Source organism: Streptomyces sp. NPDC004732 (assembly GCF_040609235.1).
Lineage (GTDB): Bacteria > Actinomycetota > Actinomycetes > Streptomycetales > Streptomycetaceae > Streptomyces.
Genome location: NZ_JBEXJR010000009.1, coordinates 432,754 through 458,030 on the forward strand (window position 1 = coordinate 432,754; position 25,277 = coordinate 458,030).

Sequence of the window (25,277 nt, forward strand, 5' to 3'; positions counted from 1 at the left end):
ACCATGAGGACGGCTGGCGAACCCAGGGTGGGGAGAACCCCACCACGCGCGTTCAGGGACACCCTCATCGATCGTTTGGTAACCTAAGTATTGACGCGTTCTTGACGCTCCCTTTGCCATCTTCTTTTTGTTCCCTTACTTGCCACCCCTACGGGAGGAACGGGCCCATCGGACACGCAGACACCTTGATAGCCATGGGCGGCGCCTTTCTCGCCGCCGCAGTCCTCGCCCGCCTCGGCGGCCGCATCGGACTCCCCACCATTCCGCTCTTCATCCTGGCCGGGATCCTCCTCGGCCCCCACACCCCCGGCGTGGTCCTGGTCTCCGACCCCCACGACCTGGAAATGCTCTCGGCGCTCGGCCTGGTCCTGCTGCTCTTCTACCTGGGCCTCGAGTTCCACATGGACGACCTCAAGACCGGTGGCCGCAAGATGGCCGTCGCCGGAGGGACCTACCTCGCCCTGAACGTCGGCGCCGGCCTGGGCTTCGGATTCGCGCTCGGCTGGGGCACCTCCGAAGCGCTGGTCCTCGCCGGAGTGCTCGGCATCTCCTCCTCGGCGATCGTCACGAAGGTCCTCGTCGACACCGGCAGGCTCGGCAACCCCGAGACGAAGCCGATCCTCGGCATCATCGTCGTCGAGGACATCTTCCTGGCCCTGTACCTCGCGGCGCTGCAGCCCATCCTGTCCGGCGCGGACAGTCTCGCCGCCGCCGTGATGGACGGCGGCAAGGCCTTCGGCTTCCTCCTCCTGCTCGCCCTCGCGGCCCGCTTCGGCACCAAGCTCGTCGGGCGCCTCATGGACACCAAGGACGACGAGCTGCTCGTCATCTCCTTCCTCGGCGTCGCCGTCTTCGTCGCCGGTGTCTCCGAGTGGTTCGGCGTGGCGGACGCCATCGGCGCGTTCATGGTCGGCCTGATGCTCGGCAGCACGGCGTCCGGCGACCGCATCCGCACCCTCGTGCACCCGCTGCGGGACGCCTTCGGCGCGATCTTCTTCTTCGCCTTCGGACTCTCCATCGACCCGGGCGACCTGCCGGTGGTGCTCTGGCCGGTCCTCGCCGCGGTCGCGGTGACGCTCCTGATGAACGTCCTCGCCGGGCTCGGCGCGGCGCGTGTGTACGGCTTCGGGGCGGGCCCCGCGGCGAACATCTCCACGACGCTGCTCGCCCGCGGCGAGTTCGCCCTGATCCTCGCCACGATGGCGGCGGGCGCAGGCCTCGACGAGCGCCTCTCCCCCTTCATCGCGGGGTACGTGCTGCTGCTCGCGGTCCTCGGCCCCCTGGCCGCGGGCCGCTCGGAGTGGCTGGCCCGGATCCTGCCGGGCGGCAAGGACGACGACGGCTACGGAGACGGCGCGTCCGGCGGCCCCAGCTCGTCGGAGAACCTGACACGGAGCTCCGCGAGCAGCACGGCGTAGTCACGCCCGACGGTAACGGCCGCGGCGAAGACGGCATCGAGGGCGGCCCGCAGGGGGTCGTCCTCGACCGCGGCGTACAGGGCGGGGAGCGCGGAGAACTGCTGCCGGGTGGCCGCCGGGTACGTCGGCCGGGCCGGGGCCACGGTCGTGTCCGGCACCGCCGGATCGTCGAGGATGCGGCTCACCACGTGGCCATGGTCGTCGAAGGGCGCGGGCAGCGGCCGCCCGCGCTCGGCCGCCTCCAGTGCCGGGACCATCCAGTCGACCCGGTCGAGCCCGGCTTCCTCGGCGGCGCGGCGCGCGGCCCAGCGGGCGACGGCGCGCTGCTGTTCGGGGGCCAACCGGTCCAGGGCATGGGCGAGTTCGGAGTCGAGCTCGAGGACCCCCCAGATGCTGCCGCCCACGTTCCGCAGGCGGTCACTGGGCAGCCGCCCGCCCCAGGTGTGGCGTTCGTACCGTTCGTGCGCCTCCCGGGTGGCCCGCTCCGCCGCTTCCCGCTCACGGCGCTGTGCCTCGGCCCGCTGTTCGGCACGCCGCTCGGCGGACGGGAGGTCGCGGGCCGTTCGGTGCCAGTACGCGGCGCAGTTCCCGGTCTGCTTGACCAGCCGGTCGCGTTCCGGCGGCGCGGGCCAGAACTGCAGGAGGTGCTCCTCCATGCCGGGGGACTCGATCAACTCGTCCTCCCTGTCGACGGCTTCGTCCAGCCTGCTGCCGCAGTAGCGGACCCGGTAGTCGATCTCTTCGAGGCCCAGCTGGAATGCCCCCATGCCGCCCCACAGGGCGAGCGCCGTCTCCGGCCCCACGGGACGGAAGGAGACCTCGACGATCTCCTCCCACTGGTCCTCCAGGAGCGGCGGGCTCTCGTGGACCTCCACCGTGAAGTCGAGCTCCCCGGTGTGCAGGCCCGAGTTCAGGTACAGGAAGCCGGGTATCGCCGCGCCGCAGAGCCCGTTCTCCTGGCCCGCGCACGCGTCGTGGAAGCCCAGGCCCGCGCCGTCCGGGCCGCTCTCCACGTAGAGCTGGCCGTACGCCACGCTCACGAGACCGCTCACCGGCGTCCGCACGCCGCCCACCTCACGCCTCCCGGCAGATCAGCAGCAGCGCCCTGTCGTCGTTCACGTCCTTTGCGACCGCCTCGATCAGGTGCCAGGCCGCGCCGTGGAAGCCGCCGGCCACATAGCGGTCGGCCTCGCCCGTCAGGCGGTCCATGCCCTCGGCGATGTCGCGGTCGGAGGTCTCGACCAGGCCGTCGGTGAAGAGCATCAGGACGTCGCCGGGGCGCAGGACTCCCTTGACGGGGTCGAACTGTGCGCCGTCGTAGACGCCGAGCAGCGGGCCCTGGCCCGCCTTCTCCTCCCAGCGGCCGCTGCCCGCGCTGAGCTGGAGGCCCGGCGGGTGGCCCGCGGAGAACAGTTCGTAGTCGCCGGTCTCCAGGTCCAGGACCAGGTGGATGGAGGTCGCGAAACCCTCGTCCCAGTCCTGGCGGAGCAGATAGCCGTTGGCGGCGGGCAGGAAGGCGTGCGGGGGCAGCGAGCCGAGCAGGCCGCCGAACGCGCCGGAGAGCAGCAGCGCACGCGACCCGGCGTCCATGCCCTTGCCCGAGACGTCGGTGAGGACGGCCTCCAGGGTGCGGCCGCCGTTCGTACGGGCCGCGACCACGAAGTCGCCGGAGAAGGACTGGCCGCCCGCCGGGCGCAGCGCCATCTCGCGGTGCCAGCCGCGCGGCAGCTTCGGCAGCTTGCTCTGGACGCGGATGCGCTCGCGCAGGTCGAAGAGCATGGTGCCGCCGCCGCGCCAGGGCACGCCGACCCGGCTGCGGAACTGGGCGATGAGGAGCCCGAAGAAGCCGCAGGCAGCGACCACGAGGACCGTGCCCGGTGTGACGCGGGAGGGCCCTTCCGTGTACGGGCCGAGGCGGACGGACTCCACGATGAGGGCCACCGCCGACGCCGCGTACAGGCCGAGGAGGCTGGCCGGGCGCAGCAGCAGGCCGCCCGCGACGATGGGCAGGACGAGCGCGGCCGGTGAGAACCACACGTTGTTGATGATCGTGCAGGTGGTGATCACGGGAATGGTCAGGAGCAGACCGGCGAGGGCGACCCAGTCGGAGCCGTCGCCGCGGAAGTAGTCGACCCCGGATTTGCGCAGCGCGATGCGGGCCCGGTGCAGCCGCTTCTTCATCCGGGCCGTGAACGTATCGGCTTCTGCACGCCCTTCGCGTCGATCCCGCCGTACGCGACGTGCGAGCCGTGCTCGTCGTTCTGCCATTGCTCGTGGACCCTATCCAGCGGGCCGCGTACTTCGCACGGGAGGTCCCGGTTGTCCCCCGTCAGGGGCATGCCGGGGACGGGCGGCGACGGGGCCGCGGAGCATGAAAATCCTGTCGCATCGGGTGGTATTGCCCTGGTACGCATGGCATATGACGACGACAGACATGCGGGTGCTCGCGAAGGCCGACTGGGACACGTGGTACGGATCGCTGGAGGTGGCGTTCGGCGGGGTCGCCGAGTCGGCCGAGGAGCGCGAGCTGTGGCGCACGCTCACCGAGCACGACCGTTCGGTGGGCGTGTGGGACGGGGAGGCGTGCGTGGGGACGGCGGGAGCCTTCTCCTTCCGCCTCGCCGTGCCGGGCGGCGCGCTGGTGGACGCGGCGGGCGTGACGATGGTCGGCGTCGCCGCCACGCACCGGCGGCGCGGGATCCTGACGTCGATGATGCGGCGGCAGCTGGACGACGTGCGTGCGCTGGGCGAGCCGCTCGCCGTGCTCACCGCCTCCGAGCCGGTCATCTACGGCCGGTTCGGGTACGGCACGGCGACCCGGCAGATGAAGGTCGACATCGACACGACGCGGGTGTCCCTGTCCGCCCCGCCCGGGACGGACGACGTACGTCTTCGGTACGTGCGGCCCGCCGACGTCCACGAGGACTGTGAGGCGCTGTACGCACGACGGGTGACCGCGCGTCCGGGCATGACGGCCCGGCAGCCCGGCTGGGAGCGGCTCGCGCTGCTCGACCCGCAGAGCGAGCGCAACGGCGCGTCGCCGCTGCAGTGCGTGGTCGCCGAGCGTGCGGGCGAGCTCGTCGGGTACGTGCGGTTCGCGGTGAAGCCCGACTGGGACTGGCAGGGCCCGAAGGGGTCGGTCCAGGTGCACGACATCGAGGCCCTGGACCCGGCGGCGTACGCGGCGCTGTGGCGGTTCCTGTTCGACATCGACCTGACGTCGTCGGTCGTCGCGCGCAACCGCCCGGTGGACGACGCGCTGCTGCAGCTGGTCTCCGACGTCCGCCGCTGCGACATCGCGGTGCGGGACTCGCTGCACGTGCGGCTCGTCGAGGTGGGCGCGGCCCTTGAGGCGCGGACGTACCAGGCGCCCCTGGACGTGGTGTTCGAGGTCGAGGACGCCTTCTGCCCCTGGAACGAGGGGCGCTGGCGGCTCACCGGCGACGCGAAGGGCGCCTCGTGCGAGCGCACGGACGACGCGGCCGACCTCGCCCTGTCCGTACGGGAGTTGGGTGCCGCCTACCTCGGCGGCACTTCCCTTACGTCGCTCGCGGGTGCGGGGCGGGTGCGGGAGCTGCGCCGGGGGGCGCTGGCCGAGGCGTCCGTGGCGTTCGGGTCGGACACGGAGCCGTGGCTGCCGCACGGGTTCTAGCCGGGGGCTTCAGGCGGGCCGTTGGCAGGTGGGGCACCAGAAGAGGTTGCGGGCGGCCAGGTCCGCGGTGCGGATGTCGCCGCCGCAGAGGTGGCAGGGCTGGTTCGCCCTCCGGTAGACGTAGACCTCGCCGCCGTGGTCGTCGACGCGCGGCGGGCGGCCCATCGCCTCCGGGGTGTGCTCGGGCCTGACGGTGTCGATGCGGTTGAGGCGTACGCCTTCGTGCATCAGCTCCACGAGGTCCGCCCAGATCGCGGTCCACTGCGCCTCGGTGAGGTCCTTGCCCGGGAGGTACGGGTCGATGCCGTGCCGGAAGAGGACCTCGGCGCGGTAGACGTTGCCGACGCCCGCGATGACCTTCTGGTCCATGAGGAGCGCGGCGATCGTGGTGCGGCTGCGGGAGATGCGGCGGTAGGCCTTCGCCGGGTCGTTCTCGGGGGCGGTCGCGGGGCGCAGGGGGTCGGGGCCGAGCCGGTCGTGTATCGCCTGCTTCTCCCCGTCCGTGATGAGGGCGCAGGTGGTGGGGCCGCGGAGGTCGGAGTGGTACGCGTCGTTCAGGAGCCGGAGGCGGACGGTGTCCGTCGGGGGCGGGGCGGGGGTCTCCCCCAGGGTGTACTTGCCGAAGAGGCCGAGGTGGATGTGGATCCAGCCGGTGCCTTCGAAGCCGAGGAAGAGGTGCTTGCCGTGGGCCTCGGCGGTGTCCAGCACCTGGCCGGTGACGAGGGCGGCGCTGTCGGAGAACTTGCCCTGCGGGCTGGTCGCGCGGACGGGGCGGCCCTGGAACCGGTCCCGGTGGTCGGCCGCGAGCCGGTGAATCGTGTGCCCCTCCGGCACGGTGTCCCTCCGGGGGTGAGTACGGAGGGGCTGAACGATCCGGGTCGGAAGATCCAGCCCCTCCGGCGTTTGAGGAGCGGGGTCCGGGGCGGAGCCCCGTGACGCCCGCTACTGCTGGGGGTGCCCGGCGGGGATGGGGGGAAGCTCCCCCGACTGCTCGTAGGCCGACAGCATCTCGATGCGTCGGGTATGACGCTCCTCACCCGAGTACGGCGTACCCAGGAAGATCTCGACGAACTTCGTCGCCTCTTCCTGCGTGTGCATGCGGCCGCCGATCGAGACGACGTTCGCGTCGTTGTGCTCGCGGCCGAGCGCCGCCGTCTGCTCGCTCCAGGCCAGGGCCGCCCGCACGCCCTTCACCTTGTTCGCGGCGATCTGCTCGCCGTTGCCCGAGCCGCCGATGACGATGCCGAGTGCCTCCGGGTCCGCGGCGGTCCGCTCCGCGGCGCGCAGGCAGAACGGCGGGTAGTCGTCCTGGGCGTCATAGATGTGGGGCCCGCAGTCGACGGGCTCATGGCCGTGGCTCTTGAGCCATTCGACCAGGTGGTTCTTGAGTTCGTAGCCGGCATGATCCGAGCCGAGGTACACGCGCATGGGTCCGAGTGTGGCACGCCGTGGGGCGGGTAGCCGCGACCGGGCAGGATCTTGATCTCCCTGGTCGGGACCTTGGTCCAGGCCTTAAGCCCGGAATACAACGATCCGGATTCAGGACTTCCGTCCCGTTCACCCCTGAGTTTGAATGCGGGGGCTCGTGACCCGAGAACTTAAGGATTCGTCCATGACCTCGCAACCCTCCCTTGCGAAGGCAGACAGCACCCCCAATTCCCCTGGGGATCCGCAGTCTGGCGACAGTGGTGACACCGGTGACGGCCTGAAGGCGGGTCTCAAGAACCGCCATCTCTCCATGATCGCCATCGGTGGTGTGATCGGCGCGGGCCTCTTCGTCGGATCGAGCTCCGGCATCGCCGCCGCGGGGCCCGCCATCCTCGTCTCGTACGCCCTCGTCGGCACGATGGTCGTCCTCGTGATGCGGATGCTCGGCGAGATGGCCGCCGCACGGCCCGCCTCCGGCTCCTTCTCCACCTACGCCGACCAGGCGCTCGGCCGCTGGGCCGGGTTCTCCATCGGCTGGCTGTACTGGTTCTTCTGGGTCGTCGTGCTCGCGGTGGAGGCCACCGCCGGTGCCGTCATCCTCAACGGCTGGATACCCGCCGTACCGCAGTGGGGCTGGGCGCTCATCGTGATGGTCGTGCTCACCGCGACGAACCTCGTCTCGGTGGGCTCCTACGGCGAATTCGAGTTCTGGTTCGCCGGGATCAAGGTCGTCGCCATCGGCGGCTTCGTGATCATCGGCCTGCTCGCCGTCTTCGGCGTGCTGCCCGGCTCCGACAACCCCGGCGCCGGATTCGCGCACCTCACCGACGCGGGCGGCTTCATGCCCAAGGGCGCGGGCGCCATCCTCACCGGTGTGCTGATGGTCGTCTTCTCCTTCATGGGCAGCGAGATCGTCACGCTGGCCGCCGGTGAGTCCGAGGACCCGCAGCGCGCCGTCACCAAGGCGACCAACAGCGTCATCTGGCGCATCGGCGTCTTCTACCTGGGTTCGATCTTCGTCGTCATCACCCTGCTTCCGTGGAACGACAAGTCGATCGTCAAGGACGGCAGTTACGTCGCCGCGCTGAACTCGATCGGCATCCCGCACGCCGGTCAGGTCATGAACGTCATCGTCCTCACCGCCGTGCTCTCCTGCCTCAACTCCGGCCTGTACACCGCCTCCCGCATGGCGTTCTCGCTCGGCCAGCGCGGTGACGCGCCCAAGGCCTTCGCGCGCACCAACAAGCGGGGCGTGCCGCAGGCCGCGATCCTCGGCTCGGTCGTCTTCGGTTTCGTCGCCGTCTGGTTCAACTACCAGTGGAAGGACACCGTCTTCGACTTCCTGCTGAACTCCTCGGGCGCGGTGGCCCTCTTCGTGTGGCTGATGATCTCCTTCACGCAGCTGCGGATGCGCGGGATCATCCTGCGCGAGGAGCCGGAGAAGCTCGTCGTGAAGATGTGGCTCTTCCCGTATCTGACGTGGGTCACGATCGCGATGATCTCGTTCGTCCTCGTCTACATGCTGACCGACGAGGCAGGCCGCAAGCAGGTGCTGCTCTCGCTCCTCGCCGCCGCCTTCGTGGTCGCCTTCTCGCTGGTACGGGAGAAGGTCCGGCCCAGGGACGCGGTCGACGCCTGACCCCTCCCCCAGCTCCGACGCCGCCCCCGCGGGCCATCCGCGGGGGCGGCGTCGTGCGGTAGTGCACCGGAATTCCGCTGGAGTCACGGAGGAGTTGACGACAGGACGGCCCGCCGGTGAGTAATGCTCTCCTGTGTCAGACACGACAACGGAGGCTCCCGTGGACTACACCGCACAGCGACTCGTGTTCCGGCCGGACGACGCCGGATACGGCGAGGAGATCGCCGGAATGCAGACGGGTTTCGCGACGCGGCCCGACATCGTCTTCGGCGCCGGAAGTGCCGACGACGTGGTCGCCGCGGTGTCGTACGCGGCCGAAGCCGGTCTGCCCGTCGGCGTCCAGGCCACCGGGCACGGCCTGCCGGGGGCGTCGGAGGGCGGCGTCCTGATCAGCACGCGGCGCATGGACTCCGTGCGCATCGCCCCCGAGGCCCGCACCGCCACCTTCGGCGCGGGCGCCCGCTGGGGCCAGGTCGTCGAGGCCTCGGTGGAGCACGGCCTCGCCCCGCTGAACGGCACGGCGCCGTCCGTGGGCGCCGTCGGCTACACGCTCGGCGGCGGACTCGGCATCCTGGGCCGTGAGTTCGGGTACGCGGCCGACCACGTCCGCTCGGTCGACGTCGTCACCGCGGACGGCGTCCTGCGCCACGTCACGCGGGAGAGCGACCCCGAGCTGTTCTGGGGCCTGCTCGGCGGCGGCGCGCACCTCGGCGTGGTCACGGAGCTGGAGATCGGCCTGGTGCCGGTGGCGCGGCTGTACGGCGGTGCGCTGACGTTCGACGGCACGGCGGTCGACCCGGCCGCGGTGCTGCGCGGCTACGAGGAGTGGACGCGGACCCTGCCCGACGAGGTGACGTCGTCGCTCGCGGCGCTCGTCTACCCGGACCTGCCGCAGCTCCCGCCGCACCTGCGGGGCAGCTATCTCGTCCTGATCCGGGTCGCGTTCACCGGCTCGGCGGCCGAGGGAGAGCGGCTCGTGGCGCCGCTGCGCGAGCTCGGGCCCACGGTGTCGGACACGCTGCGGGAGATGCCGTACGCCGAGAGCCCCTCCATCCACGGCGACCCGGACTTCCCGCACGCCTTCTACGGCGACAACGCCGTCCTGAGCACCCTCGACACCGAGGCGGCCGGGAACATCCTCACGCTGGCCGGGCCCGACGCGGCCACGATGCACATCCTGCAGCTCAACCACCTGGGCGGGGCGCTGGCGCGCTCCTCCGAGCACACGCAGAACGCCGTCCCCTACCGCGAGGCGGGCTGGCTGCTCCGGCTCCTGTCGCCGCTGGACGGGACGGACGTCGAGGCCCAGCGGAAGGTGCACGCCGAGGCGTTCGGGCTCGTGGCGCCGCAGACCCTGGGGCGGTCGCTCAACTTCGTCTTCGGCGGCAGCGACCGTCCTGAGGGGCTGTACGACGCGGAGACGCGGAAGAGGCTCGCCGTGTTGAAGGCCACGTACGACCCGGCGAACCTCTTCAGGCGGAACTACAGCGTCGGTTAGGGCCTTGCCCCGCCGCCCGCCGTCAGCGGTCCAGGAACTTCCACGCCGTGGGCAGCGCGCCCATCGCGAGCGCGGCCTTCAGGGCGTCGCCGATCAGGAAGGGCGTGAGCCCGGCGGCGACGGCCTGGGTCAGCGACATGCCGGTGGCGGCGGCCAGGTACGGGACGCCGACCGCGTAGATGATCGCGGAGCCGAGGACCATCGTGCCCGCCGTGCGCAGCACCGAGCGGTCGCCGCCGCGGCGGGCCAGGGCGCCCACCACCGTGGCGGCGAGCAGCATGCCGAGGACGTAGCCGAGGGACGGGGCCGCGGCGCCGGATCCCGCCTGCGCGAACCACGGCATGCCCGCCATGCCCACGAGGGCGTACAGGGCGAGCGAAAGGAAGCCGCGGCGGGCGCCCAGCGACGTGCCGACGAGCAGCGCGGCGAAGGTCTGCCAGGTCACCGGCACCGGGGAGCCCGGCACGGGCACCGCAATCTGGGCGGCGATGCCGGTGAGCGCGGCGCCGCCGAGCACGAGGGCCGCGTCCTTCACGCGGGACGCGGGCAGCAGGTCGGCGAGGACCTGGCCGGGACGGGTGGTGGCAGCGGCGATGCTCATCGGGACTCCGCGGGGGACGTGGGCAGGTGGGAACGCGTTGACGCTATCCCAGGCGACGCGGCGGCAACACGGTCATCGGCCGACAACCCGGGGGCGGGGCCTTGGTGGGCTCCGTACAAAGGGATCCGCGTACACCTCGGGCGGCGTGATGCTCGTCACTGAGGTCGGCGGGTGGGTGCCCCGTTTTGCGCGAGGGGCCGCCCCGCGGGGAGACTGTGGGGTCCCGCCAAAGTCTTGTGACCCCCGAGAGCAGCCTGAGCACCATGCACGACGCACCATCGGACAGCCCGCCCGTGCCGGGTTCGGGACCGGAGCCCCTCGGCGGTGGTCTCAAGCAGCGTCACCTCACCATGCTGGGGCTCGGCGGTGTCATCGGTGCCGGGCTCTTCGTGGGGTCGGGGGCCGGGATCTCGGTGGCGGGGCCCGGCATCGTCGTCTCGTATCTGATCGCGGGCGCGCTCGCGATGTGTGTGATGCGGATGCTCGGCGAGATGTCGGCCGCGATGCCCGCATCGGGTTCCTTCTCCGTACACGCGGAGCGCGCGCTCGGCCGCTGGGCGGGGTTCAGCGTCGGCTGGCTCTACTGGTTCCTGCTGGTGGTGGTGCTCGCCGTGGAGGCGACCGGCGCCGCGCAGATCGCCAACGGCTGGGCGCCCGCGGTGCCGCAGTGGGCCTGGGTGCTGGTCTTCATGCTGGTCTTCACCGCGGCCAACCTGGCGTCGGTGAAGAACTTCGGCGAGTTCGAGTTCTGGTTCGCGACGCTGAAGGTCTTCGCGATCGTCGCGTTCCTGATCCTCGGTCTGCTCGCGGTCTTCGGGGTGCTTCCGGAGACGGACCCGGTGGGCCTGACGAACCTGACCGGACAGGGCGGGTTCCTGCCGCACGGCTGGGACGGCGTCGTCTCGGGCGTCCTCGCCGTCGTCTTCGCGTTCGGCGGCCTGGAGGTCGTGACGATCGCGGCCGCCGAGTCGGACGACCCGGTGCGCTCGGTCGCCCGCGCGGTGCGCAGCGCGGTCTACCGGATCCTCTTCTTCTACGTCGGGTCGATGCTGGTCATCGTGACGGTGCTGCCCTGGACGGCACAGAAGGCGGGAGCGAGCCCGTATGTGACGGTCCTCGACTCGATCGGGGTGCCGTCCGCCGGGACGATCATGAACATCGTGGTGTTCGTGGCGCTGCTCTCCGCCCTGAACGCCAACCTCTACGGGTCGTCCCGGATGGTCTTCTCACTGGCCGAGCGCGGTGAGGCGCCCAAGGTGCTCCTGAAGGTGTCCGGCGGCGGGGTGCCGCGCCGCGCGGTCCTCGCGTCCGTCGCCTTCGGCTTCGTGTCCGTGGTCCTCAATCTGAAGTGGCCGGACTCCGTCTTCCTCTACATGCTCAACTCCGTCGGGGCGGTGCTGCTCTTCGTCTGGGCGCTGATCGCGGTCTCTCAGCTGCGGCTGCGACGGCGCATCGAGCGCGAGGCGCCGGAGCGTCTCGTGCTGCGGATGTGGGCTTTCCCTTATCTGACGTGGGCGGCGCTGGCCGCGATGGTTGCCGTGCTGGGCCTGATGCTGACGGACGAGGACGCGCGGCCGCAGCTGCTGTGGTCGGCGGGGGCGACGGCGCTGGTCCTGGTGGTCGCGGGGCTGCGGGAGTGGCGCGAAAGCCACATGAACAGCAGGTGAACTTGACGTGCGTATTCCTTCACAACGTGTGAGCGTCGTGTCCGTATAGCGGTCAAGTGTTCCCTGTCAGCGGTACCGGACCTCAGACTGTGGGCCGCTCGCTCCCCCGTCTCGGCTACTGAACAGGGCACGCCCATGTCTCGGACGTCCACCCACCAGGACGCAGCACCCGACGAAGCACCGAAGGCCGACTCCCCGCTGGTCCACGGCCTCAAGCAGCGGCATCTCTCCATGATCGCCCTCGGTGGCGTGATCGGCGCCGGTCTCTTCGTGGGCTCCGGGGCGGGCATCGCCGCGGCCGGTCCCTCGATCGTCCTCGCCTACGCCATATCCGGCGCGCTCGTCATGCTCGTGATGCGCATGCTGGGCGAGATGTCGGCCGCGAACCCCGCGTCGGGCTCGTTCTCGGTCCACGCCGAGCGGGCCATCGGCCCCTGGGCGGGCTTCACCGCGGGCTGGGGCTTCTGGTTCCTGCTCTGCGTCGCCGTCGGCCTGGAGGGCATCGGCGCCGCCAAGATCATGGTCGGCTGGTTCCCCGACAGCCCGGAGTGGGCGTGGGTCGCCCTCTTCATGCTGGTGTTCTGCGCCGCCAACCTGACGGCCGTGAAGAACTTCGGCGAGTTCGAGTTCTGGTTCGCCGCCCTCAAGGTCGGCGCCATCACGCTCTTCCTCGGCATCGGCGTCCTCGCGATCCTCGGCATCCTGCCCGGCTCGGACACCTCGGCCCCCGGCCTGGAGAACCTCACCGGCGAGGGCGGGTTCATGCCGAACGGCACGGACGGCCTGATCATCGGCCTCCTCGCCTCCGTCTTCGCGTACGGCGGTCTGGAGACCGTCACGATCGCCGCCGCCGAGTCCGAGAACCCGGTCAGGAGCGTCGCCAAGGCCGTGCGCACCGCGATGTGGCGCATCGCCGTCTTCTACGTCGGCTCGATGCTCGTCGTCGTGACGCTGCTGCCGTGGGACAACAAGGAGGTCGTCGCCAAGGGCCCGTACGTCGCCACGCTCGACCACCTGGGCATCCCCGGCGCCGGCGAGATCATGAACGTCATCGTCCTGGTCGCCCTGCTCTCCGCGATGAACGCCAACATCTACGGCGCCTCGCGCATGTCGTACTCCCTGATCGAGCGCGGCCAGGGCCCCAAGGCGCTCGGCAAGGTCTCGGGCGGCGTGCCGCGCCTCGCGGTGCTCGCCTCCTCGGTCTTCGGCTTCGTCTGTGTGCTGCTCAGCTACTGGCGTCCGGACGACGTCTTCCCCTGGCTGCTCAACATGATCGGCGCGATGATCCTGATGGTCTGGATCTTCATCGCCGTCTCGCAGCTGATCCTGCGCCGCAGGACCGAGCGCGAGGCGCCGGAGAAGCTGGTCATCAAGATGTGGGCGTTCCCGTTCCTGACCTGGGTGGCGCTGGCCGCCATGGCGTACGTCTTCTACCTGATGACCGACCAGCCCGACACGCGCAAGCAGTTGCTCGCCACCGGCGCGCTGACGCTGGCGCTCGCGGTGATCGGAATCGTGCGGCAGAAGATAGCGGAGAAGCGGGCGGCGGCGGCCGCCTAGGGCCCTGGCCGCAGATTCCCCGAGAAGCCCCGGACCTGACGGTCCGGGGCTTCTTCGCATGCGCGGATATTCCCGTACGGACCTAGGACAAAGGGCTGATCAACTTCTCCAGTCACCTGCTGCTAGCCTGCACTTGCGAGAGACTTGCAATAACTTGAGAATCACAGCAGAGCAGCAGTCGGAGGGCTCGGATCATGGCCATTTACACGCTTCCTGAACTTCCGTACGACTACGCGGCGCTCGAACCTGTCATCAACCCGCAGATCATCGAGCTGCACCACGACAAGCACCACGCGGCGTACGTGAAGGGCGCGAACGACACTCTTGAGCAGCTGGAGGAGGCGCGCGACAAGGAGACGTGGGGCGCCATCAACGGCCTGGAGAAGAACCTCGCGTTCCACCTCTCCGGCCACATCCTCCACAGCATTTACTGGCACAACATGAACAGCCCGAAGGACGGCGGCGGCGGCGAGCCGCTGGCCGCGGACGGCGTGGGCGACCTCGCCGACGCGATCACCGAGTCGTTCGGCTCCTTCGCCAAGTTCAAGGCCCAGCTGACCAAGGCCTCGGCGACGACGCAGGGCTCGGGCTGGGGCGTGCTCGCCTACGAGCCGCTCAGCAACCGCCTCATCGTCGAGCAGGTCTACGACCACCAGGGCAACATCGGCCAGGGCTCGACGCCGATCCTGGTCTTCGACGCCTGGGAGCACGCCTTCTACCTGCAGTACAAGAACCAGAAGGTCGACTTCATCGAGGCCATGTGGGAGGTCGTCAACTGGCAGGACGTGGCCAAGCGCTACGCGGCCGCGAAGGAGCGCGTGAACAGCCTCCTGCTGGCCCCGTGAGGCTGCTCCCGTAAAGAACGTCCTGCCTCGTGATCGTCTTCTCAACTTTCGCCGAGGCGGGCGGATAGACGAAAGGCCCCCGTGAGGACATGACTCACGGGGGCCTTTCGGTATGCCCGAGGCTCAGTCGAAGATCGGGCCCTGGGTGCGGGTGCGCTTGATCTCGTAGAAGCCCGGGGTCGAGGCCACCAGCAGGGTGCCGTCCCAGAGCCTGGCCGCCGCCTCGCCCTTGGGGGCCGGGGTCACGACGGGGCCGAAGAAGGCGACCTGCGAGCCGTCGGCGCCGGGGACGGCGATGACCGGCGTGCCGACCTCCTGGCCGACCTTGTCGATGCCTTCCTGGTGGGAGGCGCGCAATTCCTTGTCGTACGCGTCCGAGTCCATGTAATCGATGAGGTCCGCGGGCAGACCGGCGTCCTCAAGAGCCCCGGCGACCGCCTCGCGCGTGGCGCCCTCGCCACGGTTGTGGAAACGGGTGCCGAGCGCGGTGTAGAGCTTGCCGAGGATCTCGTCGCCGTGCTTCTGCTGGGCGGCGATGACGACCCGGACCGGGCCCCAGGCCTTCGTCTCGAGCATCTCGCGGTACTCCGCGGGGAGGTCGTCCAGCTTGTCCTCGTTCAGGACGGCAAGGCTCATCACATGCCAGCGGACCTCCACGTCGCGGACCTTCTCGACCTCGAGCATCCACCGGGACGTCATCCAGGCCCAGGGGCACAGCGGGTCGAACCAGAAATCGACGGGGGTCTTGCTGCCGTTCTCGGACATGTCTCTCCCTAGGGAATGCGTTCGCATCTGGCCAGGAAAACGTCCGGGGCGCACCGGGGCATTCCCGGATGTCGACCGCTGACGGCACATGCGAGGATCGTAGACATTCGTACGAGTGACGCGCGTCATGTGCGTCGTGCGAGCCACAGTCCATGCGAGTCACGAGTCACAAGTCACAAGGGAGTGCCGCCCGTGCCCGGTGAGAATCTGTCCCGCGACGAGGCCCACGAGAGGGCCGCGCTGCTGTCCGTCGAGGGGTACGAGGTCTTCCTCGACCTGCGTTCGGCGATCGGCGAGAGCGGTCAGGAGCCGCGCACGTTCCGTTCGGTCACCACGATCCGGTTCCGCAGCGCCGAGCCCGGCGCCGCGACCTTCGCGGACCTGATCGCGCCGAGCGTCACGGCGGTGTCGCTCAACGGCAAGGACCTGGACCCCTCCGAAGTCTTCGACGGCACCAGGATCGCGCTGGAGGACCTGGCCGAGGAGAACGAACTGGTGGTGGACGCCCAGTGCGCCTACAGCCGCACCGGTGAGGGCATGCACCGCTTCGTCGACCCGGAGGACGGCGAGGTCTATCTCTACACGCAGTACGAGCCCGCGGACTCCCGCCGCGTCTTCGCCAACTTCGAGCAGCCCGACCTCAAGGCGCCCTACCGCTTCGCGGTCCAGGCCCCCGAGGGATGGACCGCGTGGTCCAACGGCGAGGGCGAGCTGACCGACGGCGTATGGAAGTTCGCCGAGACGAAGCCCATCTCGACGTACATCACGGCGGTCGTGGCAGGCCCGTATCACTACGTGACGGACTCCTACACCCGCGTCCTGGAGGACGGCTCCCGCCTGGAGATCCCCCTCGGCGCGATGTGCCGCAAGGGCCTCGCCCCGCACTTCGACGCCGACGACGTCTTCCTCGTCACCAAGCAGGGCCTGGACTTCTTCCACGACAACTTCGACTACCCGTACCCCTTCGGGAAGTACGACCAGGCGTTCGTGCCGGAGTACAACCTCGGCGCGATGGAGAACCCGGGCCTGGTGACCTTCCGGGAGGAGTTCATCTTCCGCGGCAAGGTGACCCAGGCGTCGTACGAGCGCCGGGCCAACGTCATCCTCCACGAGATGGCGCACATGTGGTTCGGCGACCTGGTCACCATGCGGTGGTGGGACGACCTGTGGCTCAAGGAGTCCTTCGCCGACTTCATGGGCTCCTTCTCGATGGTGGAGGCGACCCGCTTCACCAACGGCTGGATCACCTTCGCCAACAACCGCAAGGCGTGGGCCTACCGCGCCGACCAGCTCCCCTCCACGCACCCGGTCACGGCCGACATCCGCGACCTGGAGGACGCCAAGCTCAACTTCGACGGGATCACGTACGCCAAGGGCGCCTCGGTCCTCAAGCAACTCGTGGCGTACGTCGGCCGGGACGCGTTCCTGGAAGGCGCCCGGCGCTACTTCAAGCGGCATGCGTACGGCAACACGGTCCTCGGCGACCTGCTCTCGGTCCTGGAGGAGACCTCCGGGCGCGACATGGCGTCCTGGTCGCGCGCCTGGCTCCAGACGGCCGGGGTCAACTCCCTGACCCCGCAGGTCATCCTGAACGCGGAGGGCCGGATCACCGAGCTCTCCGTCCTCCAGGAGGCCGCCGAGTCCCACCCCGAACTGCGCCCGCACCGCGTGGCCGTGGGCCTCTACCGCAGGGCGGCGGGCGGCGACCTGGAGCGGTACGCACGCGCGGAGGTCGACGTCGACGGGCCGCGCACGGTCGTGTCCGAGCTGGCCGGCGAGACGGCGCCCGAGCTCGTCCTGGTCAACGACGACGACCTGACGTACTGCAAGATCCGCTTCGACGAGAACTCCCTGGCGACGCTGCGGGACCACCTCGGGGACATCACCGACCCGCTGGCCCGCGCCCTGTGCTGGTCCGCGCTGTGGAGCCTCACGCGGGACGGGCTCATGCCCGCGCGGGACTTCATCGGGCTCGTGCTGCGCTTCGCCGGGCGCGAGAGCGACATCGGCGTGCTGCAGATGCTGCACGCGTGGACGAACTCCGCCGTCACGCACTACGCCGCTCCGGAGTGGCGCGAGGAGGGCGCACGGGCGCTCGCCGAGGGTGCGCTGCGGGAGCTGCGGATCGCGGCGCCGGGCAGCCAGCACCAGCTGACGTGGGCGCGGTTCTTCGCCGCGGTGGCGTCGTCGGCGGCCGACCTGCAGCTGCTGCAGGGCCTGCTCGACGGCAACGCCAAGATCGACGGTCTGGAGGTCGACCAGGAGCTGCGCTGGGCGTTCCTGAGCCCGCTGGCCGCGCACGGCGCCGCCGACGAGGAGGCGCTCGCCGCCGAGCTGGCCAGGGACGACACGGCGTCCGGCAAGCGGCACCAGGTGCGGTGCCTGGCCGCGCGGCCCTCGGCGGCGGTCAAGGCGCAGGCGTGGGCCTCCGTGGTGGAGTCCGACCAGCTGTCCAACGCGCTGGTCGAGGCGACGATCGCGGGATTCGCGCAGCCCTCGCAGCGGGAGCTCGCGGCGCCGTACGTGTCCAAGTACTTCGCGGCGATCGAGCGGGTGTGGGCCGAGCGGTCCATCCAGATCGGCATGGACGTGGTGCGGGGCCTGTTCCCGCAGCTGCAGGGCGACGCGGCGACGCTGGCGGCGGCGGACGAGTGGCTGACCGCGCACGAGGCGTCCGCGCCTGCCCTGCGCCGTCTGGTCCTGGAGGCCCGCGACGACCTCGCGCGGTCGCTGCGGGCACAGGCGTGCGACGCGGGCGCGGCGGTCTAGGGCCTGTGTCGGGCGAGGGAAGGGCCTGCGCCGCCGTCTCGCGGCGGTGCAGGTCAGGCGATGTTCCCGGGACTAGGGATCATCGGCTGTCGAACGCCCGTGCTTTAGGGCGAGGTTGTCCTGGTTTGTCGACGGGCGTGTAACAGCGGTTAGCGGGGCGAGGGGGCGCGGGAACGACCGGGTCATGAACCACAACGCCCCGCTCTCCCCCCTCCCCCTCACCCACCTCGCCGACGCCCGCCCCCGCGTCATGAGCACGGCCCAGCTCGGCGAGCACGGCGTCTCCGCCGCGGACGCGGGCGCGCACTGCCGCCCCGGCGGGCCCTGGCAGCAGCTCCTGCCCGGCGTCTGCCTGCTGCACCCCGGCCCGCCGACCAGCGAGGAGCGGCTGCACGGCGCCCTGTTGTACGCGGGACGGCTGCCCGCACGCCAGGCCAGGGCGGTGCCCTCGCAGCCCCGCGCGGGCGAGCCGCACGCCGCCTACGCCGACGCGATGATCACGGGGCTCGCCGCGCTCGCCCTGCACCGCTTCTCGTCCGCTCCCCCACTGCTCTCCCTGGACCGCATCGACGTCCTGGTGCCCCGCACCCGGCGGCTGCGCTCCGTGGGCTTCGCCCGGCTCGTGCGCAGCGCCGCGATGCCGACTCCCCAGCAGATCACGGGGGTGCCGGTCGCCCCCGTGCCCCGCGCGCTCGCCGACGCCGTGGCGCAGCTCGCCGATGCGGGTGCCGTGCGGCGGCTGCTCACCGAGGCGGTGCGCGGCGGACACTGCGAACCGGCCGCTGTCGTACGGGAGTTGAACCAGGCCCGGCTGCTGTCCCGCCCGCACGTGGTGGACGCCGTCGACTCGCTGATCGCCGAGGGGCGGGCCATCGCCGAGGACCGGCTGTACCGAATGGTCGCCGAGCACGGCCTGCCCGACCCGATGTGGAACGTCGACCTGCGCCTGCCCGGCGGCCCGCACCTCGGCGGCGTCGACGCCTACTGGCCCGACCAGGCCGTGGCCGTGGAGCTGGACACGCGGGCGCCCCGGCAGGGCCTCCGGCAGGGGGACGACGACGCGCTGTGGTCCGAGTACGTCCGCAAGCGCGAGCACCTGGAGCGGCTCGGCATCACCGTCGTCCACATCACCCCGCGGAAGCTCAGGGACTCGCTGGAGCAGCAGGCCACGGTGGTGCGGACGGCGCTGATGGCGTCGACCGACCGGGAGCCCGCGGCGTATGTGGTGGTGCTGCCCAGATAGCGCGTCCGCCCGCCCCCCTTGCCGCCCTTGCCGCCGCCTCAGCCCTTCCCGCAGAACTCCGCGTTGAGCACCACCCGCATCTCGCCCTCGGGCCCGTTGAAGTTGAGCGCCACCGCATGGCGGCCGTCCGCCGTCGAGGCCGCGCCGGACGCCGAGCCGTGGATGTCGCCGCCGTGGCCCCAGGCGACCGTGCCGCAGTCGGTCTTGTAGGGCTCCAGACCCAGTCCGTACCGCTGGCCGGGCTTGTTCTCGCCCTTCGGGACGGTGGTCTTCATCTCGGCGAGCTGCTTCCGGGGCAGGAGCTTGCCCCGCAGCAGCGCCGTGTAGAAGCGGTTCAGGTCCGCCGAGTCGGAGATCATCCCGCCCGCCGCTCCCGCGAGGGACGGATTGAGCTCCGTCACGTCGTGGTTCTTGGCGCCGGGGGCGTCGGAGAGCTTGGTGTACGCCCGCGAACTGGGCTGCGGCAGGGTCGGGTCGGTGGCGGGGAGCGAGGTGGCGCGCAGGCCGAGCGGCTCGATGATGCGCCGCTTGATCTCCTGCGCGTACGGCTTGCCGGTGATCCGCTCGATGAGCAGTCCCGCGATGACGTAGTTGGTGTTGGAGTAGTGCCAGCCCTTGCCGGGCTCGAAGTCCGGCTTGTGGCGCATGGCGATGGCGATGTGCTGTTCGGGGGTCCAGGTGTCGTAGCGGTGGTCGAGGAACTCCTCGGTGAACACCTTGCGCTGGACGCCCTCGTCGGACATCACGTCGAAGATGCCGCTGGTGTGGTTGAGGAGCTGGCGGACGGTGATCCGGTCGCCGTCGTGGCCGTTCCCCTCAACGACGCCCGGCAGCCACCGCCCGACCTTGTCGTCCAGGCCGAGCCGTCCCTCGGCCACCAGTTGGAGGACCACCGTCGAGACGAAGGTCTTGGTGATGCTGCCGACCCGGTAGTGGTCGTGGGCGCCGCGCGGGGTCTGCCGGGCGAGGTCGCCGATGCCCGCGGCGGCGTTCCAGGTGCCGTGCCGGTCCTTCGCCTGCACGGTGACGCCGGGGGCGTCCTCGTTCAGGGCGGCCTTCATCGCGCGCAGCGTCGCGCGGTGCCCGTCCCCCCGACTCCCCGACTCCCCCGCCCCGGGCGTCGCGGCGAGCGCGGGGGCCACGAGCGCCCCTGCCGTCACCGTCACGGCCAGCGCCACCGTCACTCCTGCACGTCTTCTACCTGCCGCCATGTTCTGCCCCTCCCGGCTCACGGTTCTTCACTGTCGTCGGGCGAGGGGACCCGCGGCCCGATGCCGGAGGTTGAGCGGTGCACCGGAGTTGGGCGCGATTCAGCCTTTTCGCAGCACGAGTTCCGTGTTCCGGTCGCCCGCTTCCCCGCCCAGCGCGGGCTTCGCACCGGGGGCGTTGAAGGACAGCTCGCGGTAGAGCGCGGCCAGGCCGGTCTGGGAGAGATCGGCGAAATCCGTGCGGTGCGGGGCGGCCGATTCGATGAGCGTGGTGAAGAGGGAAATCGTTCCGTCGTGGTTGTCGGTGAGCTCGATCACCCGCGCGAGCTGCGGGAAGTCGATGTGCGACGCGGTGGAGACCTCCCAGAAGGAGCCGTGCGGGGTGCGGTGCGGGGTGATGGCGTTCTTGTGGCTGTGGCCGTTGACCCAGGCGAGGACCGAGCGGTACCGGCCGAGCACCGACACGATCTCGTCGCCGCCGTGCCGGGCCTCGCCGGGGCGCGCCGGGTCGTCGCGGAGGTTGCGCATCGTCTTGCTGGTGTGGTGGCTGAAGACCACGACGTACGAGGGTCCGCCGTCGCGCCGCTCGTTGGCCTTCAGCTCGCGCTCCAGCCAGCGGAGCTGGGCGGTGCCGAGCGAGCCCTCGTAGTGGCCCCCGGGGTCGGTGCTGTCCAGGCTGATGCCGAGCACGTCGTCGCTGATGCGGAAGGAGTAGTACTGGGTGGCGGCGGCGAGGTTCTCCTGGGTGTAGCCGTGGCCGACGGGGCCGGGGCCCGCGTGGGCGGGGTCCAGGTGCGCCTGGAGGTACTCGGCGGGGGTGAAGGGGGCCCGTGACGCGTCCGGGGTGACGGACCGCATGCGCCGCTTCTCGCTCTTGAGGAGCTCCTTGAAGTGCGCGCCCTTGGGGTCGCGGCCCTTCTTGACCGCCTTCCAGAGGGCCGCCCCGCGCTGCTCGTCCAGGGACATCAGCTTCTTGCCGCCCGTGGCGAACTCGGTGAAGTACGGGTCGCGGGGCGCCCAGCAGCCGCCGGGCAGGGCGTCGTGGTTGCCGACCGTGGAGTACCAGGGCAGGCCGAGGCCCGGGCTGTTGACCTCGCGGATCGCGGCGTCGAGGAAGCCGTGCAGGCGCGGGAAGCCGAGCCGTTTGTCGGCGTCGCGCAGGGCGTCGTCCGGGTGCCAGTACAGGCCGAGGCCGCTGGCCTGCACGCCTTCGTAGCGGCGCGGGTCGCCGGTGTTGGGGGTGATGCGGCCGCCGCTCATCACCTTGAGGAACCAGTCGAGTTCGGCCCGGGAGTTGTTGTCGGTGTTGTCGCCGGTCGTCACGACGCAGTGCAGGGGCGCGCCGGTGGCGGGCGCGCCGCGCAGGGCGTTGACCCGTTCGACGAGGGCGACGGCACCGGCCACGGAGAGGGACTCGTGGGGCCGCCAGGCGCTAGCGGTCTGCGCCCGCAAGTACTCGTACCGCAGCGGGTGCTGTACGTCGACGAGGTGCAGGTCGGTGAATTGCACGAAGGCGGCGAGTGCGGTCCGCCGCCCCTCGCGGCCCGCCCCGGCCGCCGCGAGGTCGCCGCGGACGACGCGCGGCCAGGCCGGTCCGTCGCCGAGCCGCCGGTAGCCGGTGGCGCCCTGCGGGGCGGCGACGGAGAGCAGGGTGGTGCCGTTCTTGTAGGGCATGAGGGGCGCGGCGGGCGCCGGGCGGGAGTGCGGGACGGTGGAGCGGCCCGCGGGGGCGGCGTTCCCCGAACCCGCGCCGGGGCCCAGCGCGTAGCCGATACCGGCGGAGAGGGTGACCGCTCCGGTGGCGGCGAGGAGGGCACGGCGGTCGAGTACGGCGGCGGCGCCCGTGGCGGTTGCGGTGGCGACAGAGCGTATGCGCGGCATGGCGCGGTCTCCCCGAGTGCGAACGCTTCGGCAGTGGTCGCGGGAGGCCCGGGCCCGACTGCGGCCTGCGGACTTCCCGCTCGTACTGGATCGTTGGCATCGGGGGTGACCTGCGCGTGAACGAGACAGCAACGCGCAACGCCGATCACCGTACGTGGATCACCCGGCACCCTGCGCGGTCACGCACCCCTCCCCCGGCGGAGAGGAAGCGGTCACTCCACGTTCACCTTTCGGGGAAGGGAGGGCGGTACGCGGGGTCAGTGCACCGGTCCCGTGGCCTGGCTGTGTCCGTCGGCCGGACGGGTGCGCCACAGCTCCAGACCGATGTCGACGAGCCCGACGCGGTCGAGGTCCGGCACGTCCTCCAGGGGGTGCCAGGCCGCGAGGTCGGTGGACCCTTCGGTCTCGTGGCGCAGGTCGCCGCCGGTGACGCGCCCCTCGTACACGATCCGCAGCCCGTGGAAGTCGGCGACGGCGCCGAGCCTGCGCGGATAGCGGCGGCGCAGGGAGTCGACGCCGAGCAGGGCGACGGGCTCGACGACGTATCCGGTCTCCTCGTCGGCCTCCCGGATCACGGTGTCGTAGGGGTCCTCGCCGTGGTCCATGCCGCCGCCGGGCAGCGTCCAGCGTTTGCTGCCGTCGCCCGCGACCCAGCGGGCGAGCAGCACCTGCCCGTCGCGTACGCATACGGCGTAGGCCGCCACCCGGAGTTCTTTGTGCACGGACCGACGCTAGTCGCCGTTCCCCGGGTTGGCAGGGGAGAACTCGGGGTCGGTCCAGCGCCAGGGGCTCGCGGAGGGCGTCTCCAGCGCCTCGGTGAGAGTGAAGCGGACCGTGCGGGACGCGCCGTCGAACGAGGTGCGGGCGGTGCCGGTGAGCTGGAGGGTCGTGCCGGTCGTCCAGTCGGGGAAGAGGAGGCCCGCGCGGGGGTCGGCGGCGAGGTTGCCGAGGCTCAGGAACATGGCGTTGCCGGGGAAGTCGTCCCACTCCAGCGTGTACGGGGACGGGGTGCGCACGAAGCCGGGGTTGCCGCCGCGGTGGCTCGCGTCGGCGCCGTGCGCATGGACCGTGGCGAGGAAGAAGGTGTCGGCGGCGGCGACGAACGCCCGCTGGCCGTCCGTGAGCCGGGTGCGGCGCAGGGGCTCACCCGGGCGTTCCGGCCGCCTTCCCTCGTACAGCTCCCGTTTCTGCAGGTACTTCGGGCAGTTGGCGAAGACCTGGTCGGCCTCGATCGCCAGGCCGCGGGGCGTGGGACGGGACGTGCCGTTGAGGCGCATGCGGCGCCGGGTGCGGGGGTCGAGGGCGATGGTGCCGACGGGGGTGCCTTCGCGGGCGAGTGCGGTGGCGAGGGGGTCTCCGGCGGGCGGGGCGCCGGTGACCGAGATCTGGCGGGGGCCCGTGGCGCGCACGAAGCCGGGGTCGCCGGTGAGCTGCGAGGCCCAGACGGCGCCCGCCCGGTCGGCGCCGCCGATCACCAGCATGGGCTGGAGCTCCAGGAACGCGGCGGCGACGGGCCGTAGGCCTTGGGCGATGGAGCGGCCCACGTGGTCGGCCAGGTCCGTGACGCCGAGCTTGGCCTGCACGGTGCGGGAGCCCTGGTGGTAGGGGGTCTGCACCGGGGTTCTTGGTGTCATCGGTGAGCTCCTGTCTGCGGGTGCGTCGTGGCTGGTCGCGCAGTTCCCCGCGCCCCTGGGTAAGACTCCTCACGCCCGCTCAGAAGAAGCCGCAGGTCGGGGACGACTCCACCGGGGCCGTCGCCTCTTCGGCGCCGGACGCCGTGAAGATCTCCAGGCGCGTGCCGTCCGGGTCGTGGAAGAAGATTCCGCCGGACGCCGTGCCCTCGCCGTGCGGCACCACGCCGTCGTACGCGAACTCCACGCCGTACGCCCGCAGCGCGGTCTCGTACTCCCTGACCCGCTCGATCGTGTCGACCTCGATCGCGAGGTGGTGCAGCCCCGCGTGCCCTGCGGAGTACGCGGCGTCGGCCTGCTCCCAGAGCGTGAGCACGGGGCGGCCGCCCTCCCCGAGGAAGGCGTGGCGGCGGCCCTCCTCCTTGCCCTCCGCGAGCACGCCGTACCCGATGACGTCCCGGTAGAAGGCGAGCGAGCGCTCCAGGTCCCTGACGTTCAGGCCGATGTGGCCGGTGCGCGGAGCCGTGGATGCGGTGGATGTGGTGGATGCAGTCATGGCTCTCCCCTGAGTCCGCCGGTCGGCCACCCACTGGCTAACCGTTGAAATAGAAGTTAGAGGTTAGGGGCGAGTCCGTCAACCGGTCACGTACCCTTGAACGGTTAGCGCCGAAGGGAGCCCGCCATGTCCGCCGCCGCCAAGGCCCCGCACGACCCCCGCCCCCTCATCGGCGAACCCCTCTCCCTCGACCTGCTCAACACCCGCTGGATGCAGGACGGCGTCCGCCAGGACCTGCTGACCGGCACCGAAGGGCTCGCGGTCTGGCTCGCGGCGAACGGGCTCGACGGCGACGGCGCTGGAGCCTTCGCCGCCGACGGGCCGACCCTGGAGCACCTCCTGCACGCCCGCGACGCCCTCGCCTCCCTCGTGGACACCCCGGAGGACCCCGCAGGCATCGCCCGCGTCGACAAGGTCCTCCGGCACGGCCGCATCCGCGCGACGCTCACCGCGGCAGGACCGGGCGAAGAGCCCGAGTTCAAGGACCCGTCCTGGGGCCCCGCCTGGCTCGCGGCCCGCGACTACCTGCGCCTCCTGGCCGCCGCGCGGGACCGGATCCGCGGCTGCGCCCACGAGTCGTGCGTCCTGCACTTCTTCGACACCTCGCGGAACGGCACCCGGCGCTGGTGCTCAATGGCGGCCTGCGGCAACCGCGCGAAGGCCTCCCGGCACTACGCGCGCTCGCGCGAGACCTGATCCGGCCGGAAAGAGTTCCCGGGGCAAGTCCCCTTATAGAACGCCTTGTCCGCCATGGCGTATGGCGGAATTGCGTCACGCCCCGATCACAGCTCGGACAACTCTCCCCAAACACCTGTCACTTGCGTAAGGCTGAGCGGTCATCCGGCCCCGGATTCCGGACCTTCCCGGAATTCGGGCCGTTCGACCCTCCTTCCCGACCTTCACGCACAGGGATGCC

General features: G+C 71.1%; 21 protein-coding genes. 10 read left to right on the forward strand and 11 right to left on the reverse strand.

Annotated features, from left to right (window positions below; translation table 11 throughout):
* The first annotated feature begins 194 nt into the window (after positions 1–194).
* A complete protein-coding gene (locus ABZV77_RS28575; protein ID WP_356262573.1) occupies positions 195–1,418 on the forward strand; it encodes a cation:proton antiporter in 1,224 nt (407 codons plus the stop codon).
* On the opposite strand, the gene ABZV77_RS28580 is transcribed toward ABZV77_RS28575, so the two are convergent.
* A complete protein-coding gene (locus ABZV77_RS28580; protein WP_356262575.1) occupies positions 1,343–2,482 on the reverse strand; it encodes a hypothetical protein in 1,140 nt (379 codons plus the stop codon). The genes ABZV77_RS28575 and ABZV77_RS28580 overlap by 76 nt on opposite strands.
* A 10-nt stretch (positions 2,483–2,492) precedes the next feature.
* A complete protein-coding gene (locus tag ABZV77_RS28585) occupies positions 2,493–3,599 on the reverse strand; it encodes a PP2C family protein-serine/threonine phosphatase (RefSeq protein ID WP_356262578.1) in 1,107 nt (368 codons plus the stop codon).
* Between the two features lie 238 nt (positions 3,600–3,837).
* Between ABZV77_RS28585 and ABZV77_RS28590 the strand changes: the two genes are divergently transcribed.
* The gene (locus tag ABZV77_RS28590; RefSeq protein WP_356262580.1) at positions 3,838–5,070 is read left to right on the forward strand and encodes a GNAT family N-acetyltransferase; all 1,233 of its coding nucleotides are present in this window, start codon (positions 3,838–3,840) and stop codon (positions 5,068–5,070) included.
* Positions 5,071–5,079: 9 nt separating this feature from the next.
* Here ABZV77_RS28590 and ABZV77_RS28595 read toward each other — a convergent pair whose 3' ends face one another.
* Both ABZV77_RS28595 and ABZV77_RS28600 read right to left on the reverse strand, forming a co-directional pair.
* Positions 5,080–5,904, reverse strand: coding sequence for a DNA-formamidopyrimidine glycosylase family protein (locus ABZV77_RS28595; RefSeq protein WP_356262583.1), 825 nt, complete (start codon positions 5,902–5,904; stop codon positions 5,080–5,082).
* 108 nt (positions 5,905–6,012) lie between these two features.
* Positions 6,013–6,498: a ribose-5-phosphate isomerase gene (locus ABZV77_RS28600; protein WP_356262585.1), complete on the reverse strand. Its 486-nt coding sequence runs from the start codon at positions 6,496–6,498 to the stop codon at positions 6,013–6,015.
* Positions 6,499–6,682: 184 nt separating this feature from the next.
* Here ABZV77_RS28600 and ABZV77_RS28605 point away from each other — a divergent pair, with 184 nt between their 5' ends.
* Together ABZV77_RS28605 and ABZV77_RS28610 are read left to right on the forward strand one after the other, a co-directional pair.
* Positions 6,683–8,137 (forward strand): amino acid permease, encoded by a 1,455-nt coding sequence (locus tag ABZV77_RS28605; protein WP_356262588.1) that lies wholly within the window; start codon positions 6,683–6,685, stop codon positions 8,135–8,137.
* Between the two features lie 229 nt (positions 8,138–8,366).
* Positions 8,367–9,635 (forward strand): FAD-binding oxidoreductase, encoded by a 1,269-nt coding sequence (locus ABZV77_RS28610; RefSeq protein ID WP_356262737.1) that lies wholly within the window; start codon positions 8,367–8,369, stop codon positions 9,633–9,635.
* 22 nt (positions 9,636–9,657) lie between these two features.
* Here the strand turns inward: ABZV77_RS28610 and ABZV77_RS28615 are convergent, their stop codons facing one another.
* Positions 9,658–10,236: a biotin transporter BioY gene (locus tag ABZV77_RS28615; protein ID WP_356262591.1), complete on the reverse strand. Its 579-nt coding sequence runs from the start codon at positions 10,234–10,236 to the stop codon at positions 9,658–9,660.
* A gap of 263 nt (positions 10,237–10,499) precedes the next feature.
* On the opposite strand from ABZV77_RS28615, the gene ABZV77_RS28620 reads away from it, so the two are divergent.
* The 3 genes from ABZV77_RS28620 (at position 10,500) to ABZV77_RS28630 (ending at position 14,308) form a co-directional block, all read left to right on the forward strand.
* The gene (locus tag ABZV77_RS28620) at positions 10,500–11,903 is read left to right on the forward strand and encodes an amino acid permease (protein WP_356262593.1); all 1,404 of its coding nucleotides are present in this window, start codon (positions 10,500–10,502) and stop codon (positions 11,901–11,903) included.
* 135 nt (positions 11,904–12,038) lie between these two features.
* The gene (locus ABZV77_RS28625) at positions 12,039–13,463 is read left to right on the forward strand and encodes an amino acid permease (protein WP_356262596.1); all 1,425 of its coding nucleotides are present in this window, start codon (positions 12,039–12,041) and stop codon (positions 13,461–13,463) included.
* 194 nt (positions 13,464–13,657) lie between these two features.
* Positions 13,658–14,308, forward strand: coding sequence for a superoxide dismutase (locus ABZV77_RS28630; protein WP_356262598.1), 651 nt, complete (start codon positions 13,658–13,660; stop codon positions 14,306–14,308).
* Positions 14,309–14,431: 123 nt separating this feature from the next.
* On the opposite strand, the gene ABZV77_RS28635 is transcribed toward ABZV77_RS28630, so the two are convergent.
* Positions 14,432–15,073 carry a DsbA family protein gene (locus tag ABZV77_RS28635; protein ID WP_356262600.1) on the reverse strand — a complete coding sequence of 214 codons (642 nt, stop codon included), beginning with the start codon at positions 15,071–15,073 and terminating at the stop codon, positions 14,432–14,434.
* A gap of 192 nt (positions 15,074–15,265) precedes the next feature.
* On the opposite strand from ABZV77_RS28635, the gene pepN reads away from it, so the two are divergent.
* Together pepN and ABZV77_RS28645 are read left to right on the forward strand one after the other, a co-directional pair.
* Positions 15,266–17,842 carry an aminopeptidase N gene (gene pepN, locus ABZV77_RS28640; protein WP_356262602.1) on the forward strand — a complete coding sequence of 859 codons (2,577 nt, stop codon included), beginning with the start codon at positions 15,266–15,268 and terminating at the stop codon, positions 17,840–17,842.
* A 184-nt stretch (positions 17,843–18,026) separates the two neighbouring features.
* Entirely contained in the window at positions 18,027–19,085 is a 1,059-nt protein-coding gene (locus ABZV77_RS28645; protein WP_356262605.1) for a hypothetical protein, read from the forward strand.
* 38 nt (positions 19,086–19,123) lie between these two features.
* Here the strand turns inward: ABZV77_RS28645 and ABZV77_RS28650 are convergent, their stop codons facing one another.
* From ABZV77_RS28650 to ABZV77_RS28670, 5 genes are all read right to left on the reverse strand, one after another.
* A complete protein-coding gene (locus tag ABZV77_RS28650; RefSeq protein ID WP_356262607.1) occupies positions 19,124–20,263 on the reverse strand; it encodes a serine hydrolase domain-containing protein in 1,140 nt (379 codons plus the stop codon).
* A 132-nt stretch (positions 20,264–20,395) separates the two neighbouring features.
* The gene (locus tag ABZV77_RS28655) at positions 20,396–22,174 is read right to left on the reverse strand and encodes a TIGR03767 family metallophosphoesterase (protein ID WP_356262609.1); all 1,779 of its coding nucleotides are present in this window, start codon (positions 22,172–22,174) and stop codon (positions 20,396–20,398) included.
* Between the two features lie 257 nt (positions 22,175–22,431).
* Positions 22,432–22,896 carry an NUDIX hydrolase gene (locus ABZV77_RS28660; RefSeq protein ID WP_356262611.1) on the reverse strand — a complete coding sequence of 155 codons (465 nt, stop codon included), beginning with the start codon at positions 22,894–22,896 and terminating at the stop codon, positions 22,432–22,434.
* Positions 22,897–22,905: 9 nt separating this feature from the next.
* Positions 22,906–23,808, reverse strand: a complete 903-nt coding sequence (locus tag ABZV77_RS28665; RefSeq protein WP_356262614.1) for a pyridoxamine 5'-phosphate oxidase family protein — start codon at positions 23,806–23,808, stop codon at positions 22,906–22,908.
* Positions 23,809–23,887: 79 nt separating this feature from the next.
* Positions 23,888–24,361, reverse strand: coding sequence for a VOC family protein (locus tag ABZV77_RS28670; protein ID WP_356262617.1), 474 nt, complete (start codon positions 24,359–24,361; stop codon positions 23,888–23,890).
* 126 nt (positions 24,362–24,487) lie between these two features.
* Here ABZV77_RS28670 and ABZV77_RS28675 point away from each other — a divergent pair, with 126 nt between their 5' ends.
* A complete protein-coding gene (locus ABZV77_RS28675; protein ID WP_356262620.1) occupies positions 24,488–25,057 on the forward strand; it encodes a CGNR zinc finger domain-containing protein in 570 nt (189 codons plus the stop codon).
* Positions 25,058–25,277 lie beyond the last annotated feature (220 nt).

Bases quoted from the DNA above. Each gene is read 5' to 3' on its own strand.
- ABZV77_RS28615 (WP_356262591.1), bottom strand. From the start codon at position 10,236: ATGAGCATCGCCGCTGCCACCACCCGTCCCGGCCAGGTCCTCGCCGAC.
- ABZV77_RS28655 (WP_356262609.1), bottom strand. From the start codon at position 22,174: ATGCCGCGCATACGCTCTGTCGCCACCGCAACCGCCACGGGCGCCGCC.
- ABZV77_RS28630 (WP_356262598.1), top strand. From the start codon at position 13,658: ATGGCCATTTACACGCTTCCTGAACTTCCGTACGACTACGCGGCGCTC.
- ABZV77_RS28575 (WP_356262573.1), top strand. From the start codon at position 195: ATGGGCGGCGCCTTTCTCGCCGCCGCAGTCCTCGCCCGCCTCGGCGGC.
- ABZV77_RS28590 (WP_356262580.1), top strand. From the start codon at position 3,838: ATGACGACGACAGACATGCGGGTGCTCGCGAAGGCCGACTGGGACACG.
- ABZV77_RS28675 (WP_356262620.1), top strand. From the start codon at position 24,488: ATGTCCGCCGCCGCCAAGGCCCCGCACGACCCCCGCCCCCTCATCGGC.
- ABZV77_RS28645 (WP_356262605.1), top strand. From the start codon at position 18,027: ATGAACCACAACGCCCCGCTCTCCCCCCTCCCCCTCACCCACCTCGCC.
- ABZV77_RS28600 (WP_356262585.1), bottom strand. From the start codon at position 6,498: ATGCGCGTGTACCTCGGCTCGGATCATGCCGGCTACGAACTCAAGAAC.
- ABZV77_RS28670 (WP_356262617.1), bottom strand. From the start codon at position 24,361: ATGACTGCATCCACCACATCCACCGCATCCACGGCTCCGCGCACCGGC.
- ABZV77_RS28605 (WP_356262588.1), top strand. From the start codon at position 6,683: ATGACCTCGCAACCCTCCCTTGCGAAGGCAGACAGCACCCCCAATTCC.
- ABZV77_RS28635 (WP_356262600.1), bottom strand. From the start codon at position 15,073: ATGTCCGAGAACGGCAGCAAGACCCCCGTCGATTTCTGGTTCGACCCG.
- ABZV77_RS28585 (WP_356262578.1), bottom strand. From the start codon at position 3,599: ATGAAGAAGCGGCTGCACCGGGCCCGCATCGCGCTGCGCAAATCCGGG.
- ABZV77_RS28625 (WP_356262596.1), top strand. From the start codon at position 12,039: ATGTCTCGGACGTCCACCCACCAGGACGCAGCACCCGACGAAGCACCG.
- ABZV77_RS28665 (WP_356262614.1), bottom strand. From the start codon at position 23,808: ATGACACCAAGAACCCCGGTGCAGACCCCCTACCACCAGGGCTCCCGC.
- ABZV77_RS28620 (WP_356262593.1), top strand. From the start codon at position 10,500: ATGCACGACGCACCATCGGACAGCCCGCCCGTGCCGGGTTCGGGACCG.
- ABZV77_RS28610 (WP_356262737.1), top strand. From the start codon at position 8,367: ATGCAGACGGGTTTCGCGACGCGGCCCGACATCGTCTTCGGCGCCGGA.